The following is a 16329-nucleotide window of genomic DNA, read 5'->3' as shown; positions in this document are numbered from 1 at the left end:
ATGACGGCAGCACCCGTCGAGACCGGTCCCAAGAGTTCTTCCGAGCGAAGCGCGCTGGCGCGGGCGCGTCTGCTGCGCGGGCTGCTGCCAGCGATGTCGCTGATGCTGGTGCTGCTGGCGATCGCCTGGCTCAACCCGCGCGCCATCAGTTATTTCGGCTTCAGCCTGATGCTCAATTTGGCGGTCCCGATCGCCCTGGCGACGATCGCGCAGATGTTCGTCATCGCCGGCAACGAGCTGGACCTGTCGATCGGCACCTTCGTCGGTTTCGTCGGCTGCGTCACGGCGACGTGGCTGAAGGACGCGCCGCTGGTCGGCGTCTTGATCCTGCTCGGGTCGATCGGCGTCTATGCGCTGCTCGGCGCATTGATCCATCTGCGCAATCTGCCTTCGATCGTGGTGACGCTCGGCATGAGCTTTGTCTGGCAGGGCCTCGCCATCCTCATCCTGCCGAAACCCGGCGGCAAGGCACCGGACTGGCTGCTGTCGCTGATGGCCTTCAAGCCGCCCTTCGTTCCCTTCCCGATCATTGCGGCGCTGCTGATTGCCGCGGTCGTCCATTTCGGGCTGATGCGCACCTCGTATGGCGTGATCCTGCGCGGCTCCGGCGGCAATGCCGCGGCCCTCAGCCGTGCCGGCTGGTCGCTGCTCAAGACCAAGGTCGTGCTGTTCGCGTTGACCGGTCTGTTCGGCGTTTTGTCCGGCATGGCCCTGATCGGCATCACCACCTCGGCCGATGCGAATATCGGCAATGGCTATACGCTGCTTTCGATCGCCGGCGTCATCCTAGGCGGCGGCGAATTCGTCGGTGGCCGGGTATCGCCGATCGGCGCGGTAATCGGCGCGCTGACGCTGGCGCTCGCCGCCTCGCCGCTGCTGACCTTCATGCACATCCCTCCCGATTGGCAGGTGGCCGCCAACGGCGCCATCCTCATCATCGTGCTGGCGGCCCGGGTGCTGATCAGCCGCAGGGAGAGGTGAGGGGATGGCATCGTTGCGATTGCTGCTCGCAAAACCCTGGATATGGTCCTTCATCGGTGCGCTGCTGGTGTGGCTGGCGACGATCACCTTCACCGGCGGATATGGCGGCGGCGGCATGATCACGGCGGCACTTTCGCTCGCCGTCTTCACCGTCATCGTCGGTGTCGGCCAGATGTTTGTGATCACGCTCGGTCCCGGCAATGTCGACCTGTCGCTGCCCGCCAATATCGGCCTCGCCAGCGCCGTCGCCATGAAGGTGATGGACGGCAATGATTCAATGATCGCGGTCGGGCTGCTGGCGGCGCTGGCCTGCGGCATGGCGATCGGCGCCGCCAATTATCTCTTGATCTGGGCGCTGCGCATTCCACCGATCATCGCCACACTGTCGGCGAGCTTCATCATCCAGTCGATCGACATCAGCTATGGCCGCGGCTTGCAGATCAAGCCGCCGCCGGGCTTTGCCAGTTTCACCAACTGGCAGATTCTTGGCATTCCGGTGCTGGCGATCCTCACCGTGCTGTTCTCCATCGGCGCTGCGATCGCGCTGCAGCGCATGATCTATGGCCGTTCGGTGCTGGCGATCGGCCAGAACATCCGCGCGGCGTGGCTGGCTGGCGTCAATGTCGGCCGCATCCGCTTTCTTACCTACACGCTGTCGGGCGCGCTCGGCGGACTCGACGGGGCGCTGCTCGCCGGCTATTTCCGCGGCGCCAATGTCGATATCGGCAACGAATACCTGCTGGCCTCGATCGCCGTCGTCGTCATCGGCGGCACGTCGGTGGCCGGCGGCAAGGCCAACGTGCCGGGTGTCTGGGGCGCGGCCCTGTTCCTGGTGCTGCTTTTGACCATGCTCAACACGTTCGGCGTCAGCGCCGGCGTCCGTCTGTTGCTGACCGGGCTGATCATCGTCGGCGTCATCACTGCCGCCGGCGGGCAGAAAGCGCTGCGCTAGCAAGCGGCAGCTCTTGGCGGCGCTGACCCGTGTCATCTCATACGTGCTTGCGCCCGCCAGATTCGCGGAACCAGCTGTCGGGATAGGGATACCACCAGTCCTGGATCGCTGGCCTGTGGTCGATGATGACCATCTTCGAGCGGCGGAAGGCATCCAGCCCCTGGCGACCAAGTTCGCGGCCAAGGCCCGACGCCTTCCAGCCACCGAACGGCAGCGCGTCATTGTCGATCAGCGGATTGTTGACCCAGACCATCCCGGCCTCAAGCCGCTCCGCAGCCTCATGCGCCTCGGCAAGATCAGTGGTGAACACCGAGGCGCCGAGCCCGAACGGGCTGTCATTGGCAAGTTCTATCGCCTCGTCGAAATCCTTGACCCGGCAGATCGCGGCGACTGGCCCGAAACATTCTTCGCGCACGATCGCCATGTCGGGGGTGACGCTGGTCAGGATCGTCGGCTCGTAGAACCAGCCGACATTGTGCGCCGGCGGAATACGCCCGCCGGTGATCGCCTTGGCACCATTGCGCACGGCATCGTCGACCAGCCGCATGACTTTCGCCCGCGCCGCCTCGCTGACCAGCGGCCCGATCTCGGTCTTGTCGAGGCCGTTGCCGATGCGCAGCGCCCGTGTCTTCTGCGCAAACAGCTCGACAAAGCGGTCATGAACGGCATCGACGACGAAAAACCGTTCGGCCGAGGTGCAGACCTGGCCGGTGAGATGGAACGCGGCGGTGACGCTGCCGGCGGCCGCCACGTCGAGCGGGGCGTGTCGGCTGATGATCAGCGGATCGCTACCGCCGGCCTCGATGACGCATGGCTTCATGCGCTCGGCGCAAGCGACGGCGACAGCCTTGCCGGCGGCGACCGAACCGGTGAAGGCAACCGCATGGGTGCGATCGGAGGCGATCAAAGCCTGCGCCGTGGCCGCCGCGCCGGGCAGGCAGGAAACCAGGCCCTCCGGCAGTGAGCGGAACACGGTCATGTAGTCCAGCGTCGACAGTGTCGTCGCTTCGGCCGGCTTGATGACGCAGGCATTGCCGGCGGCAAGCGAGGCGGCAACGGTCCAGCACATCAACAGGATCGGGAAATTGTAGGGCATGATGTGCACAGACGTGCCGTAGGGCTCGTAGCGCGCATACTGGAACGAACCCGCCTGCGTCGTGCCGGCGATCTTGCCGGCATCGTCGCGCGCCATTTCGGCGTAGTAGCGGAAGATCGGCGCGCAATTGGCGATCTCGCCGATTGCTTCCGGATAGGGCTTGCCCATCTCGCGCACCATCAGCTCGGCGCAGCAGGTGAAGTCGGCCGCCTCGATGGCGTTGGCGACTGCATGCAGATGCCTGGCGCGGCTCTTGGCGTCGCGCTTTTTCCAGGCAGCTTGCGCCCTGGCCGCAGCAGTGAGCACGGCGTCGATCTCGCCGTCGGTTGCAGTCGCGATGGCGCCGACGGTTTCCAGTGTCGCCGGATCGATCACCGGTTTTGCCGCACCGGTCATCGGCCGATAATCCGGATTGACGAAGAAGGCCGGCCGGTCAGGTGAGAAGTCCATGGTCGTCCTTTCAAGTCGCTCAACGGATCATGTAGACCTTCTTGATGGTCTCGTGGACGGTGCAGACGCCCTTCCAGTCCTGCGGAAAGAACGCCGCGGTGTCGGGTTCGATCTCGATCACCTCGCCGGATTCGTGGACATAGGTGCAGCGGCCCTCGAGGAAATGGCAGAATTCGTCGCGGGTGACGTGGCAGTGCCATTTGCCTGGGGTGCAGGCCCACAGCCCGCATTCGGAGCGGCCTTCCGGCCCCTTGTGCAGCAATTTGCCGGAGGTGCGGGATTCGCCCTCGATCATCGTGGGGATGACGCCCCAGTCGACGAGGTCGGTGAGGGCAAGCGGCGATTTCATGATCGGTGTCGGCATGTCGTGAAGCTCCAGTGGCTGGCTTCAGGCCAGCATGTAGATGTTGCGGATGGTCTCGTGGACGGTGCATTCGCCGGTCCAGCCGGCCGGGAACATGACCACCGTGGCGGCGGAGACTTCTATCACCTCGCCGTCGTCCGATCGGTAGGTCGCGCAGCCGGCAACGAAATGGCACAGTTCGTCGCGCGGGATCGCCAGCCGCCAGCGGCCGGGCGTGCAGACCCAGATGCCGGATTCCGGCTGGTTGTTCGGCCCCTTGTGGACGAGCCTGCCGGTGGAGTGCGAAGCACCTTCCAGCGCGTCGGGCTGGGCGCCCCAGTCGATCAGGTCGGTGCGGGTGGAGGCTTGGTGGAGGTGTGGGGCGGAGGAGGTCATGTGGGAGCTCCGCCATGCTTGTGCTTGACGTGCCCGCGCTCTACGGCGGGGGCGCGAAGGAATGCCATACCCATCAGCCCGCTCACAGCAGTTTCTCCAGCAGCCCCGCTGCCTTCTCCGGGCCGTTCTGCGCCTGCATCTGCGCCGACGTCTTCGCCAGCTTGGCCCTGATTGCCGGGTCGGTCAGGCAGGTTTCGATCTTGGCGATCAGCTCGGCGTCGCTCCAGTCGTAGCGCGGCATGCCGAAGCCGTGGCTGGTCTCCTCGACCCGGGTCGCGTTGTCGTGGCCATCCCAGACATAGGGCATGATGATCGCCGGCTTGCCGAAGTAGAGACACTCGGTGAACGAGTTGTTGCCCCCATGGTGGATCACCGCATCGACCTGCGGGATCACCGAGGGCTGCGGAAACCAGCTCTCGACGATGACATTGCCGGGCACTTGCGCGTATTGGTCCTTGTAGCCGCCGACATTGACCAGCGCCCGGTAGCGAGTCTCGGCCAGCGTCGCGATGATGCGCTTCAAGAGATCGACATCGCCGGCGCCAAGGCTGCCGAACGAGACGTAGAGCAGCGGCCCGTCAGTATTCTCAGCAAAGCTCGGCACGGTGTAGGGCTTCTCCTGCCGCACGCAGCCTTCCAGATACTGGAATTTTGCTGGGTCGAGCGGATGGCGGCGCTTGAACTTTGCCGCCTCGGGATAAAGCAGCAGGTTGAGGTAGGGCGAGGCCTCGAAGAACTGGCCGATCGGATACGGCGCTTCATTGTTGGCTTTCAAGAACGCGTTGAAGTCGTCATGAATCGGCTTGATGACCGCGTTGAAATGGTCGCGGTAGCGCTGATGGCAGGCGTGGTCGTTCTCGCCGCAGCCGGACAGATGCGGCGGGATGTCCTCGTCCTCGATCTCGTTTTCCGAGCAGGAGATGACGCGCACCCATGGCTTGCCATACTGCTTGATCGCCGGGAACAGGATGACGTTGTCGACGCAGATGACGTCGGGCTTGATCGTCGCAAGCACGCCGGGCAGGTCCTTCTCAGCCCATTTGGCGCTGTCGACGATCGCCGTCCAGCAGTCCTTCACGTAATTGTCGACCTGGTCGTAGGGCGATTTGCGAAAATTCGGGATGTGGCCGTTGATGAAGTCTTCCCAGAACTTGGCCATCTGCTCGGGCGGCATCGGCTCGGACAGGTTCACCGGATGCGCCTCGAAGCCGTAGCCCTTGTAGACGTCGACGAAGCCGGGGTCCGACAGGAACACCGCTCTGTGGCCGCGCGCCTCGACCGCCTGGGCGATGCCGACGGAATTGAGCGCCGGGCCATAGGCCGCTTCCGGAAAAAACGCGATGGTCTTCTGCGCCATGAAAGTTCTCCTTCGATCAATCTGCGAAAATTCTGACGTCGGCGGCATCCCAGCCGAGCTCGACCGCATCGCCGGACGCAACCGGGCGGCGGTCGGCGGCGTCGGCGGTGACGCGCACCAGGAACGGTTTTTGTGACAGAGCGGTGCGGACATGCAGCTGCAGGTCGAGCCCGTGATAGGCGAGCGCCTCGACGATGCCGGCAACACGGTTGGCCGTCTCTGGCGGCGGGAACAGCCGGATGCGCTCGGGCCGCACCGAAGCGACCGCCGCAGCGCCGGGCGAAAGTATTTCGGGAACCATGCCTGATATCCGCGCACCATTGGCTGCCAGCACGCCATCGTCGGCGGCTTTGCCCGGCACGAAATTCATGACGCCAATGAAGTCGGCGACGAAACGGTCGGCCGGATGTTCGTAGACCGCATGCGGCGTGTCGCATTGCAGCAGCTTGCCGTCCCTCAGCACCGCCATGCGGTCGGCCATAACGAGCGATTCCTCCTGGTCATGGGTGACGATGACGAAGGTGATGCCGACTTCGTGCTGCAGCCTCTTCAGCTCCAGTTGCATGGCGCCGCGCAATTTCTTGTCGAGCGCACCGAGCGGCTCGTCGAGCAGCAGCAGCCGCGGCCGCTTGACCAGCGCCCGGGCAAGCGCGACGCGCTGCTTCTGGCCGCCCGACAATTGCTCCGGCTTGCGGTCGGCGAAGGCGACAAGCTCGGTCGTCGCCAGGATGGCGTCGACGCGGGAGCGGATTTCGTTTGCCGGCAAGCGCTCCATTTCAAGGCCGTAGGAAACATTGGCCCGGACGCTCATATGCGGAAACAGCGCGTAGGACTGGAACATCAGGTTGACCGGCCGCCTGTTGGGCGGGGTTTTGGCGATGTCGCGGCCGTCGAGCAGGATGCGCCCCTCATTGGGCGTCTCGAAACCGGCCAGCATGCGGAGCAGCGTGGTCTTGCCGCAGCCGGAAGGTCCGAGCAAGGCGAAGAACTCGTTCTCGCGGATATCGAGCGAGATGCCGTCGACGGCCATCACCCGGCCGAAGTTCTTCGACACCTTGTCGATCGCCAGCAGCGTGCGGGGCTCGCTCATTGGCCGATCACTCCGCGGTTGAGCCGCTGCGACAGGGTCAGCGCGGTGATTGAGACCGCCATGACGATGGTCGCCAATGCATTGATCTCCGGCGTGATGCCGAAGCGGATCATCGAATAGATCTGCATCGGCAGCGTAGTCGAGGCGCGGCCGGCGCCGGCGGTGAAGAAGGCGATGATGAACTCGTCGACCGAAAGGGTGAAGGCGAGCAGCGCGCCGGCGACGACCGCAGGCAGGATGACCGGCAATGTCACCCGCCTGAAGGTGGTGAGCGCGGAAGCGCCGAGATCGGCGGAGGCCTCGACGATCGACCAGTCGAAGCTTTTCAGCCGCGCGCGCACCACCGAGCAGACGAAGGCGAGGTTGAAGACGACATGGGCGAGGATGATGGTGTGCAGGCCCAGGGTGAAATCGAGCATGGAAAAGAAGCTGAGCAGCGCCACCGCCAGCACGATGTCGGGAATGATCATCGGCGCAAAGATCAGCGCCTCGAGGCCGCTTCCGTACTGCCGGCGCATTTCGACGCCGATGGCCAGCAAGGTGCCGAGCAGCGTGGCGATGGCTGTCGAGACCAGCGCCACGATCAGCGTATTGAGGGCGGCGGAAAGGATCGCGGCGTTTCCGGCGAGCGAGGCATACCATTTCAGCGAAAAGCCCGACCAGACGGTCGGCAGCCCGCCTTGGTTGAACGACAGCGCCACCAGTACGGCGATCGGAATGTAGAGGAAGGCGAAGACGAGGACGAGTATCGTTCGCAGGCCGAAGATGCGCGCTGGCGATGAAGTCATGGCTGACGTCCGATGGTCTGGAGGCAAGCGAGCGGCGAGCGTCCTTCTCCCGGTTTATGGGGAGATACCGGCAGGCAGATGAGGGGCAGCGCCCAACGTTGCCGGCATTTGCGCCGCCCCTCATTCGCCCCTTCGGGGCACCTTCTCCCCGTGAACGGGGAGAAGGGAAAGAAAGGGGAGCGCTCAGTCATCGGCGCCTCCTTTCGCTTCGGCGATACGGCCGGCGGCGCGATCGGCAGCCAGGGCCTGCGCCGTCAGCACCAAAAGCATGATGGCGATCAGCGCCATCGCCAGCGCTGCGCCGAACGGCCAGTCATTGGCGGTCAGGAACTGGTCGTAGACAAGATTGCCGATCATCTGGAAGCGGCCGCCGCCGAGCAGTGCCGGCGTGACGAAATTGCCGATCGACAGCACGAAGACGAACACCGCCCCGGCGGCGATGCCCGGCACCGTCAGCGGCAGTATAACCCGGCGAAATGTGGTCATGGCCGAAGCGCCGAGATCGCGCGAGGCCTCGGCCAGCTCCGGATTGAGCCGCGACAGCGGCGCGTAGCAGGCGAGGATGACGAAAGGCAGGTAATTGTAGACCAGACCGGCGATGACGGCGCCTTCGGTATAGAGCATCGACGGCGGCTCGCCGGTATAGCCGAACCAGCGCAAGAGCTGGGTGATCAGGCCTTCGCGGTTGAGCAGCACGATCCATGCATAGGTGCGGATCAGGTAATTGGACCAGAAAGGCAAGACGGCGAAGAACAGGAACACCGGCTGCCACCGGCGCGGTGCTGCCGCGATCGCATAGGCGGCGGCATAGCCGATCACCACCGCGATCAGCGTTGCCGTGCCGGCGATGCGCGCCGAATTGAGGAAGATGCCGGCATAGAGCGGGTCGAGCACCAGCCCGAAATTCTCCAGCGTGAAGCTGTATTCGATGCCGCCATAAATGCCGCGCCGGAAGAAGGCGAGCGCCAGCACCAGCGCGCATGGCACCACCATCAAGGCGGTGAGCCAAGCCAGCGCCGGCGCCATCAGCAAGGAGGAGCGGGAGGGTGCGAACGATCTCATGTCGCACCCTCCTCTGGCCTTGAGGCCATCTCAAAGGCATCGAAATTGTGTTTGGACAAGCGCCCCCTCACCCGGATTGCCAACCTAATTGCAAAGGGTAATTCGGGGCAATCCGACCTCTCCCCGAGGGGAGAGGAGGTCGCCGACCTTGGCGTCAGCCTCTTCTCCCCAGCGGGGAGACGGTGGCCGCGAAGCGGCCGGATGAGGGGGTGCTGCGCCGGAGATTGGCGAGCGGCTGCAAGCCCGCCGATCTCCCCCCTTGAGGGGGAGATGGCCGGCAGGCCAGAGGGGGGCGTGAAGGAACGCAAGCCTGATTCCAGATGCCGAAACTACTGCGCCGCCTTGATCTCGCTGACGATCTTCGAATAGTCGCGCTGGGCGTCGCCGACGTCGCGCAACTGCTCGAACTTGACCAGTTCGGCCACAGGCATGTTCATATTTGGGAATTTGGCGAGGAAATTCGCCGGCAGGCTTTCCATAGCCGGCTTGTTCGGCACCTTGTAATCGATGTTCTGAGCCGCCCAGGCGTGGTTCTTGGCGTCCAGCATGAAGTTGATGAACTGGAAGGCGGCGTCCTTGTTGGCCGATGCCTTCATCACCACCATCGTATCGACCCACAGGTCCGAGCCTTCCTTGGGTATGGTGTATTTAATCTGCGGATTCTCGGCGATGCCATAGTTGCACCAGCCATCCCATGCCTGCACCATCAGCGCCTCGCCCGAAACCAGCTTCGAATAGAAGGTGGTGTCGTCATAGGCGAGCAAGGTTTTCTTGGCCGAGATCAGCAGGTCCTTGACCTCGGCGAGCTTGGCCGGATCGGTTTCGTTGACCGAATAGCCCTTGGCGAGTTGCCCGGCGGCAAGCAGCCAGCGGTCGGTCGCCAGCATCGTGGTCTTGCCCTTGAGCGCCTCGGACGGGGCGAGAAGATCGTTCCAGCTGGCCGGCTCGGTCTTCACCAGATCCGACCGGTAGCAGAGGCCGGTAGTGCCCCAGGTGTAAGGCACGGAAAAATTGTTGCCGACATCGTGCGGCAGCTTGGCCGCCTCAGGATAGAGATTGGCGAGATTGGGGATCTTGGCGTGGTCGATCGTCTCGATCAGGCCGAGATTGTTCAGCACTTCTGCGAAGGGCGAGGATACGAAGACCACGTCATAGCCCTTGCCGCCGGAAGCGACGAGCTTGCCCATGATCTCTTCATTGGTGGCGTGAACCACGACCTCGCCGGAAACGCCGGTCGCTGCTTTGAAGGCGGCCATGGCGTCCGGCGCCATGTAGCCGTCCCAGTTGGAAATGACGAGGTCGGCGGCGGCCGCCGGCGCCGACAGCGCCATAGCGAGGCCAAGCGCGATCGCGGATGTTTTTAACGAACGGTGCCGCAGGGTGGTGGCGGTCATGACAGACTCCCATTCTGGTTGATCGTCGAATTCAATCAATCGTCGGACCAGCGCTTGCGACGTGCTTCGATCCTGTTCCCCGGTCTTTTTATTGCCGATTGAACCCACAGTACTATTGCAGAAAAAAGTACGTCAATCCATAATTTGTCAAAATCGCCGCGAAATCCAGCCGATCGCGCCCGCAAGGGCAATCGGTCAAACCGCGGCGGTCGAGCCCGTTCACGAGAAACGCCATGCAAGCCGTTGCCAGACGCCCGCGCACCAATCATCTTGATCTCGCGCAGCGCATTCTCGACGTGGCCCGGCAGCGCGGCTTTACGGCCGGCGCCCATCTCCCGGAACAGCAGATCGCCTCGCTCTGCAACGTCTCGCGAACCCCGGTGCGGGCCGCGCTGCGCCTGCTCACCGAAAAAGGCGTCGTACGCTGGGAAGCCGAATCCGGCTATCGGCTGGCCGTCGACCTCACCAAGCAGGCGACCCTTGCCACTGACCTGCCAAGCGCCGAGGAGGACGAACTCGCGGAGATGATCCTGCGTGATCGGTCGGCGCGCCGGCTGGATCAGACGGTGACCGTCGGCGCGTTGATGCGGCGCTACAGTGCCGAACGAAAGACAGTACTAAAAGCGCTAAAGAAACTGACAGACGAAAATCTTCTGGATCGCGCACCGGGACAGGCCTGGCTGTTCAGGCGGGCGCCTGACGATCCGGAGGCGCAAGGGGAAAGCTACGAGTTCCGCCTGCTGCTCGAACCCGCCGCCATTCTGGCGCCTGGCTTTCGGTTGGACGGGACCCGCGCGGCAGCCTTGCGCCAGGGCATGGAGGCGCTGCTGGCGCTGCCCGACGCCACATTCGATATAAGAGAGTTCCAGCGGCTGGACATCGACTTTCACGGCATGATCGCCGACGGCTCCAGCAACCGCTTCGTCACCGACGCGCTGTCGGACCATCTCAGGCTGCGCCGGCTGCCGGGGACTTATGCCGGCGTCAACGTCTTCCGGCTGAAGCAATCGCTGCGCGAGCACCTGACCATACTCGACCAACTGGAAAGCCGGCAGTATGAAGTTGCAGCCGATCTGCTTCGCGTCCATCTGCGATTGTCCCGCAGCCAGCGACCGCAGGCGGCCAGTCGCGGCGCCCCCGCATTGTTCGGCATGATCAGCCGGCCGGATTGACGAGGACCACGAGAACAGTGACGCGCAAAACCAGCCCGACTATCGCGTTGTTTCCCGAAGCGAGCTTCGGTGCCGCGCTCAATTGCGTCGGCATCGCGCAGGCCTTGCGCGCAAGGGGCGCGCGGCCGGTGTTCATCTGTCACGCCGGCTTTTCCGGTGTGTTCGCCGACTACGGGTTTCAGGAATATCAGTTGCCGACCGACGATCCGCTGACCGACAGCGAACGCCAGAGCTATTGGCAGGCTTTCGTGCGCCGGCATCTGCCGCATTTCAGGCTGAGCCCGATCGACCAGCTCGAAACCTATGTCGCCCCGACCTGGGAAGCGATCGTCGATACCGCGGTCAATGCCGAGGCGCCGCTGCGCCAATTGCTGACCCGGTTGAAGCCGGACGCCGTGGTGCTCGACAATGTCATCATGTTTCCAGCACTTGCTGCCGCCGGCTGCCCATGGGTGCGCGTCGTCTCCTGCGCCGAGACCGAGCTGCCCGACGCCGATGTACCACCCTATCTGTCCGGTCTCGCCGCCGACGACCCCGATCGCGCGGCCTTCGAGGCGCGCTACCTGGCAGCCGTCGCTCCGGCTCATGACCGGTTCAACCGGCTTCGGACCGACGCCGGTCTTGCACCCTTGCCGAGGGGCCTTTTTCTCGAAGCTTCGCCCGATCTCAATCTGCTGCTGACCCCGACGATCGTGCGCAGGCAGCGCGCCGAGCCGCTCGACCCGGCCCGCTTCGTCTATCTCGAAGGCTGCGTCCGTTCGGAAGGGCCGTTCGACGTGCCGGTCTTTCCACGCAATGACGGGCCGCTGGTCTATCTCAGCTTCGGCAGCCTGGGCGCGATGGATGTCGGCCTGATCGAGCGCATGCTCGCCGTGTTCGACCGGCTTCCGGCCCGCTTCATCGTCAATGTCGGCGGTCTGCGCGACAGCTATCGCGCGGTTCCGGACAATGTCTATCTCGACGCCTGGTTTCCGCAGCCGTCGGTTGTCGCCAAATCCGATCTCTTCATCCATCACGGCGGCAACAACAGCTTTTGCGAAGCGCTGCGTTTCGGCGTGCCGTCGCTGATCATGCCCTATTGCTGGGACGGGCACGACAATGCGCAACGCGCCGAGGAAACCGGCGTTGGCCGCCACCTCAGCCGCGATGGCTGGAGCGACGACGAACTGGAAAACGCCATCCTTGGCCTAATGGCCGATGGCGAGATGCGCTTTCGTCTCAAGGAGAATGCAGCCACCATGGCACGGGCGCGGGGAACCGAAATCGCCGCCGAATCCATTCTCGCCCTCGTAAGGACGTGACCTGATGCTCAACACCACGACAACGGGTGCACCGCAAATGACCCCAACGGACGATCCGAAGCGATGGCTGGAGCAGCAGGGGATCAGGGAAGTCGAATGCCTGGTGCCGGACGTGAATGGCGTGTTGCGCGGCAAGGCGTTGCCAACGGCCAAGTTCCTGAAGTCGCTCGAAGACCGCGCGCTCTACCTGCCGAGCAGCGCCTTCCTGGTCTGCATAGACGGCCGCTATTCCGGTTCCAACGACGAGGGCTTCGCCTATCAGGATCCCGACATGCGGATGGTGCCGGATGTCGCGACGCTTTGCCTTGCGCCCGGCGCTGGAGCTGAAAAGGCCTATGTCTTCGCCGATGCGTTTCACATGGACGACCGGCCGTGGATGGCCTCGCCACGTCATGTGCTGAGGGCCGTGCTCGATCTCTATCACCAGCGCGGCTGGCGGGCAGTGGTGGCGCCGGAGCTCGAATTCTACCTGACTGCGCCCAATCCCGATCCCGATCGGCCGCTGATCGCGCCGGTCGGGCGCAATGGCCGCTCCGAAACCGTGCAGCACCCCTATGACATGGCGGCGCTGGAGGAATTCGAGTCGGTGATCCAGCGGCTCTACGACTATGCCGCAAAGGCCGGGCTGCCGCTCGATACGCTGATCCACGAATCAGGCACGGCGCAGCTGGAGATCAATTTCCTGCATGGCGACGCGCTGCCGCTGGCCGACAAGGTGCTGCTGTTCAAGCGGATGACGCGCCAGGCCGCGCAGGACAATGGCATGCATGCGACCTTCATGGCCAAGCCGATCGCCGCACAAGCCGGCAGCTCCATGCATCTCCACATGTCGGTCATCGACGAGGCCGGGAATACGCTGTTCGCCGGGCGTGACGATGCCGACACCGAGATGTTCGGGCATTTCATCGGCGGCCTGCAGAAATACATTCCGGAGGTGATGCCGCTGTTTGCGCCGAACGTGAATTCGTTTCGCCGCATCCGGCCGAACCACAGCGCCCCCGCCAACATCGAGTGGTCGCATGACAATCGCTCCTGCGGCCTGCGTGTGCCGGCCGGCGGGCGGGCCGCACGGCGGGTGGAAAACCGGCTGCCCGGCGCTGATGCCAACCCCTATCTGGCGATGGCCGGCTCGCTGCTCTGCGGCTATCTCGGCGTCGAGGAAAAGCTCTCGCGTTCGCCCGAGGCATCGGGCAACGCCTATCGCAGCAAGAGCACGCTGCCGAAAACCATGGAGGAGGCGCTCGACCGTTTCGCCGCCTGCAGTCCGGTTCGGGACTTGCTCGGCGAGGATTTCGTCCAGACCTATTTGCGCGTCAAAAGCGTCGAGCTCGACCTGTTCCAGAGCGTCGTCACCAGCTGGGAACGCGACCACCTGCTGCTCAAGGTCTGACTATGAGCTTGGATTCTGGGGGCTTCAATTCCGGCCTGGACATCGGCAGATCCTACTATGTCGCGACCGCCAATCCGGCCCCTGATCATTCGGCGCTGCAGGGCGACGTCGACGCCGATCTGGTGGTGGTCGGCGGCGGCTGCACCGGCCTGTCCGCGGCCCTTCATGCCGCCGAGTGCGGGCTGAAGGTGGTTCTCCTCGAAGGCGGTAAGATCGGCTGGGGGGCGTCGGGGCGCAATGGCGGCCAGATCATCCCCGGCCTGCGCAAGGGCGCCAAGGGCCTGGTCAAGCTTTATGGGCCCGAACGGGCGCGGGCGCTTTTCGCTCTCGCCCTCGAGGCGCGCGGGCTGGTGCTGGACCTGATCGAGCGCCATGCCATCGATTGCGACCTCCGGCTCACCGGCCATCTGGCTGGTGCGGTCAACGGCTCCGACCTGCGCGATCTCGAGGAAGAGGCCGAGTGCCTTGCCAGCGTGATGAATTTTCATGACGTCGAGATGCTGTCGGCAGCGCGGGCGCGTGAAATGGTGAACACACCCTATCACGGCGCCATGTACGAGAAGCTCGGCGGCCATATGCATCCGCTGAACTACACGCTGGGTCTTGCCCGCGCCACGGCAGCGGCAGGCGTCACCATCCACGAGAATTCGGTGGCGCTGCGGCTGGAGCGGGAACCTTCCATCCGGGTTTCCACGGCCAAGGGCACGGTCCGGGCCCGGCATGTCGTGTTGGCCGGCGACGCCCTGCTTCAGGGGCTCGAACCGCGCGTCAACAGCCGCATCATGCCGGTCGGCAACTACATCATCGCCACCGAGCCGCTTGACGACACCAGCGACGTCATCCCAAGCAATGCCGCCGTTTCCGACACACGCTTCGTCGTCAACTACTACCGGCTGTCGGCCGACGGCCGCCTGCTGTTCGGCGGTGGCGAGCGCTACACGCCGTCGCCGCCCGCCGACATTGCCGGCTTCGTGCGGCCGCATATGGAAAAGACCTTTCCGCAATTGCGCGGCCGCCGCATCGAGCATGCCTGGGGCGGGCTGGTCTCGGTGACGACATCGCGCCTGCCGGATGTCGGCCACTATGGCGAGGTCTATTTTGCGCATGGCTATTCAGGCAAGGGCGTGATCCTGTCGACGCTGTCGGGAAAGCTGCTTGCCGAGGCGATCACCGGCGATGCGTCGCGGCTCGATCTGTTTTCGACGCTGAGGCCAATGCCGTTTCCCGGCGGTACCGCACTGCGCGGCCTGCTCTATGTCCTCGGCATGCTCTGGTACGCCATGCGCGACCGCATCAAGCATTGAGCAAGCGATCCACTGCCGCCGTGGTCTTGCGACGGAGGGCGGCAACGCAGCTTCGCGACAAATTTGACCATGTGGACAAAGGTCGGACGCCGTTCCATAGTTCCCTCGCCTGATATCCAAAGAAACAGCCGGTTCGACACGGCGCCAATCAGAGGGGCATGCAATGGAAAACGGGAAGAGCAAAATCCAGTCGAAACGCGAAGGACTTTCGCGACGCAATTTGCTGGAACTCGGCGCGCTCGGCCTGGCGGCAGCCATGCTGCCGGGCAGTGCCTTGGCGCAGGACAAGAAGCTGAAGGTGGCGGCGATCTTCGCCACGCCGACCGAGGAGCCATGGGTCCACCAGATCCATGTCGCCCTGCAGAGGGCCGAGAAGGAACTCGGCATCGAGTACAAATGGTCGGAGAAGGTGCAGACGGCCGATTTCAGCCGTGTGATGCGCGAATATGCGCAAGGCGGCTATGAGCTGGTGCTGGGCGACGCGTTCGCTGCCGAACGCGAATCCCGCCGCACCGCCAAGCAATTTCCGAAGGTCGCCTTCCTGTTCGGCTCCGGCGCCGGGCCGGCCGAGCCGAATTTCGCTGTCTTCGACAACTGGATCCACGAGCCCGCCTATCTCTCTGGCCTGATCGCCGGAAAGATGTCGAAGACAGGCACGATCGGCGCCGTTGCGGCGATGGGCATTCCGGAAGTGAACCGGCTGGTCAATGCCTTCTTTGCCGGCGCCCGCGAGGTCAATCCTGACATCAAGAGGAAGGTCGCATTCATCGGCTCCTTCTTCGACCCGCCCAAGGCCAAGGAAGCGGCTATCGCCCAGATCGACGCCGGCGTCGACGTGATCTATGCCGAACGTTTCGGCGTCATCGAAGCGGCGGTCGAGAGGAAGATCCTCGCCATCTCCAACATGTCCGATCAGTCCAACCTCGGCCCGGACACGGTGATCACCGGCCCGGTCTGGGACATGTATCCGACGGTCGAGCATGCGATCAAACTGGTCAAGGCCGGCGTCTTCACCGCGCAGGATTACGGCGATTTCTCGCGCATGGCCAAGGGCGGCTCCTTTCTGGCGCCCTATCACAAATTCGACAAGACGCTGCCCGCCGACGTCAAGGAGCTGGTCGAGAAGAAAAAGGCCGAAATCCTCGACGGCAATTTCCGTGTCGTCGTCGACGAGAACACGCCGGTTTCGGATTGAGCGCAGTTTTTTGGGGGTTGGCGCTGCATCCCTCAAATCATAAGCCAATTCAGGAGCA

The 16329-nt window shown here is 64.0% G+C and carries 15 protein-coding genes; 7 read left to right on the top strand and 8 right to left on the bottom strand.

Going from position 1 to position 16329, the window contains the following annotated elements; all coding sequences use genetic code 11:
- Window positions 1-981 carry an ABC transporter permease gene (locus AC0L18_RS12795; protein WP_287059004.1) on the top strand — a complete coding sequence of 327 codons (981 nt, stop codon included), beginning with the start codon at window positions 1-3 and terminating at the stop codon, window positions 979-981.
- Between the two features lie 4 nt (window positions 982-985).
- Window positions 986-1933 (top strand): ABC transporter permease, encoded by a 948-nt coding sequence (locus AC0L18_RS12790; RefSeq protein WP_128181260.1) that lies wholly within the window; start codon window positions 986-988, stop codon window positions 1931-1933.
- A 37-nt stretch (window positions 1934-1970) separates the two neighbouring features.
- Here AC0L18_RS12790 and AC0L18_RS12785 read toward each other — a convergent pair whose 3' ends face one another.
- The 8 genes from AC0L18_RS12785 to AC0L18_RS12750 form a co-directional block, all read right to left on the bottom strand.
- Complete coding sequence (locus tag AC0L18_RS12785; RefSeq protein WP_473492559.1) at window positions 1971-3479, bottom strand: aldehyde dehydrogenase family protein; 1509 nt, start codon at window positions 3477-3479, stop codon at window positions 1971-1973.
- Window positions 3480-3498: 19 nt separating this feature from the next.
- A complete protein-coding gene (locus AC0L18_RS12780; RefSeq protein ID WP_473492557.1) occupies window positions 3499-3843 on the bottom strand; it encodes a cupin domain-containing protein in 345 nt (114 codons plus the stop codon).
- Window positions 3844-3867: 24 nt separating this feature from the next.
- Window positions 3868-4218, bottom strand: a complete 351-nt coding sequence (locus tag AC0L18_RS12775) for a cupin domain-containing protein (RefSeq protein WP_473492555.1) — start codon at window positions 4216-4218, stop codon at window positions 3868-3870.
- Window positions 4219-4300: 82 nt separating this feature from the next.
- The gene (locus AC0L18_RS12770) at window positions 4301-5575 is read right to left on the bottom strand and encodes a glycosyltransferase (protein ID WP_473492554.1); all 1275 of its coding nucleotides are present in this window, start codon (window positions 5573-5575) and stop codon (window positions 4301-4303) included.
- A 16-nt stretch (window positions 5576-5591) separates the two neighbouring features.
- Window positions 5592-6665 carry an ABC transporter ATP-binding protein gene (locus tag AC0L18_RS12765; protein ID WP_473492552.1) on the bottom strand — a complete coding sequence of 358 codons (1074 nt, stop codon included), beginning with the start codon at window positions 6663-6665 and terminating at the stop codon, window positions 5592-5594.
- The gene (locus AC0L18_RS12760; RefSeq protein WP_473492550.1) at window positions 6662-7453 is read right to left on the bottom strand and encodes an ABC transporter permease; all 792 of its coding nucleotides are present in this window, start codon (window positions 7451-7453) and stop codon (window positions 6662-6664) included. The genes AC0L18_RS12765 and AC0L18_RS12760 overlap by 4 nt, the downstream gene beginning before the upstream one ends.
- A gap of 183 nt (window positions 7454-7636) precedes the next feature.
- Window positions 7637-8479, bottom strand: a complete 843-nt coding sequence (locus tag AC0L18_RS12755) for an ABC transporter permease (protein ID WP_036269997.1) — start codon at window positions 8477-8479, stop codon at window positions 7637-7639.
- Window positions 8480-8844: 365 nt separating this feature from the next.
- The gene (locus AC0L18_RS12750) at window positions 8845-9909 is read right to left on the bottom strand and encodes a polyamine ABC transporter substrate-binding protein (RefSeq protein ID WP_473492549.1); all 1065 of its coding nucleotides are present in this window, start codon (window positions 9907-9909) and stop codon (window positions 8845-8847) included.
- A gap of 233 nt (window positions 9910-10142) precedes the next feature.
- Here AC0L18_RS12750 and AC0L18_RS12745 point away from each other — a divergent pair, with 233 nt between their 5' ends.
- The 5 genes from AC0L18_RS12745 to AC0L18_RS12725 all read left to right on the top strand — a co-directional run bounded on the left by AC0L18_RS12745 (window position 10143) and on the right by AC0L18_RS12725 (window position 16271).
- Window positions 10143-11081 (top strand): GntR family transcriptional regulator, encoded by a 939-nt coding sequence (locus tag AC0L18_RS12745; RefSeq protein WP_473492548.1) that lies wholly within the window; start codon window positions 10143-10145, stop codon window positions 11079-11081.
- A 17-nt stretch (window positions 11082-11098) separates the two neighbouring features.
- Entirely contained in the window at window positions 11099-12382 is a 1284-nt protein-coding gene (locus AC0L18_RS12740; protein WP_473492546.1) for a glycosyltransferase, read from the top strand.
- A gap of 37 nt (window positions 12383-12419) precedes the next feature.
- Complete coding sequence (locus tag AC0L18_RS12735; RefSeq protein ID WP_473492544.1) at window positions 12420-13772, top strand: glutamine synthetase family protein; 1353 nt, start codon at window positions 12420-12422, stop codon at window positions 13770-13772.
- Window positions 13773-13774: 2 nt separating this feature from the next.
- Complete coding sequence (locus tag AC0L18_RS12730; protein ID WP_473492542.1) at window positions 13775-15076, top strand: NAD(P)/FAD-dependent oxidoreductase; 1302 nt, start codon at window positions 13775-13777, stop codon at window positions 15074-15076.
- Window positions 15077-15239: 163 nt separating this feature from the next.
- Complete coding sequence (locus AC0L18_RS12725; RefSeq protein WP_473492540.1) at window positions 15240-16271, top strand: BMP family protein; 1032 nt, start codon at window positions 15240-15242, stop codon at window positions 16269-16271.
- The last annotated feature ends 58 nt before the right edge of the window (window positions 16272-16329 follow it).

The organism is Mesorhizobium sp. WSM4819 (genome assembly GCF_055811215.1).
Note: the sequence above shows the minus strand (reverse complement) of the source record. Positions and strands in the feature narration are given on the sequence as shown.

Excerpts from the sequence above, each read along its gene's own strand:
- AC0L18_RS12795 (WP_287059004.1), top strand. The coding sequence starts at position 1 with ATGACGGCAGCACCCGTCGAGACCGGTCCCAAGAGTTCTTCCGAGCGA.
- AC0L18_RS12790 (WP_128181260.1), top strand. The coding sequence starts at position 986 with ATGGCATCGTTGCGATTGCTGCTCGCAAAACCCTGGATATGGTCCTTC.
- AC0L18_RS12785 (WP_473492559.1), bottom strand. The coding sequence starts at position 3,479 with ATGGACTTCTCACCTGACCGGCCGGCCTTCTTCGTCAATCCGGATTAT.
- AC0L18_RS12780 (WP_473492557.1), bottom strand. The coding sequence starts at position 3,843 with ATGCCGACACCGATCATGAAATCGCCGCTTGCCCTCACCGACCTCGTC.
- AC0L18_RS12775 (WP_473492555.1), bottom strand. The coding sequence starts at position 4,218 with ATGACCTCCTCCGCCCCACACCTCCACCAAGCCTCCACCCGCACCGAC.
- AC0L18_RS12770 (WP_473492554.1), bottom strand. The coding sequence starts at position 5,575 with ATGGCGCAGAAGACCATCGCGTTTTTTCCGGAAGCGGCCTATGGCCCG.
- AC0L18_RS12765 (WP_473492552.1), bottom strand. The coding sequence starts at position 6,665 with ATGAGCGAGCCCCGCACGCTGCTGGCGATCGACAAGGTGTCGAAGAAC.
- AC0L18_RS12760 (WP_473492550.1), bottom strand. The coding sequence starts at position 7,453 with ATGACTTCATCGCCAGCGCGCATCTTCGGCCTGCGAACGATACTCGTC.
- AC0L18_RS12755 (WP_036269997.1), bottom strand. The coding sequence starts at position 8,479 with ATGGCGCCGGCGCTGGCTTGGCTCACCGCCTTGATGGTGGTGCCATGC.
- AC0L18_RS12750 (WP_473492549.1), bottom strand. The coding sequence starts at position 9,909 with ATGACCGCCACCACCCTGCGGCACCGTTCGTTAAAAACATCCGCGATC.
- AC0L18_RS12745 (WP_473492548.1), top strand. The coding sequence starts at position 10,143 with ATGCAAGCCGTTGCCAGACGCCCGCGCACCAATCATCTTGATCTCGCG.
- AC0L18_RS12735 (WP_473492544.1), top strand. The coding sequence starts at position 12,420 with ATGACCCCAACGGACGATCCGAAGCGATGGCTGGAGCAGCAGGGGATC.
- AC0L18_RS12730 (WP_473492542.1), top strand. The coding sequence starts at position 13,775 with ATGAGCTTGGATTCTGGGGGCTTCAATTCCGGCCTGGACATCGGCAGA.
- AC0L18_RS12725 (WP_473492540.1), top strand. The coding sequence starts at position 15,240 with ATGGAAAACGGGAAGAGCAAAATCCAGTCGAAACGCGAAGGACTTTCG.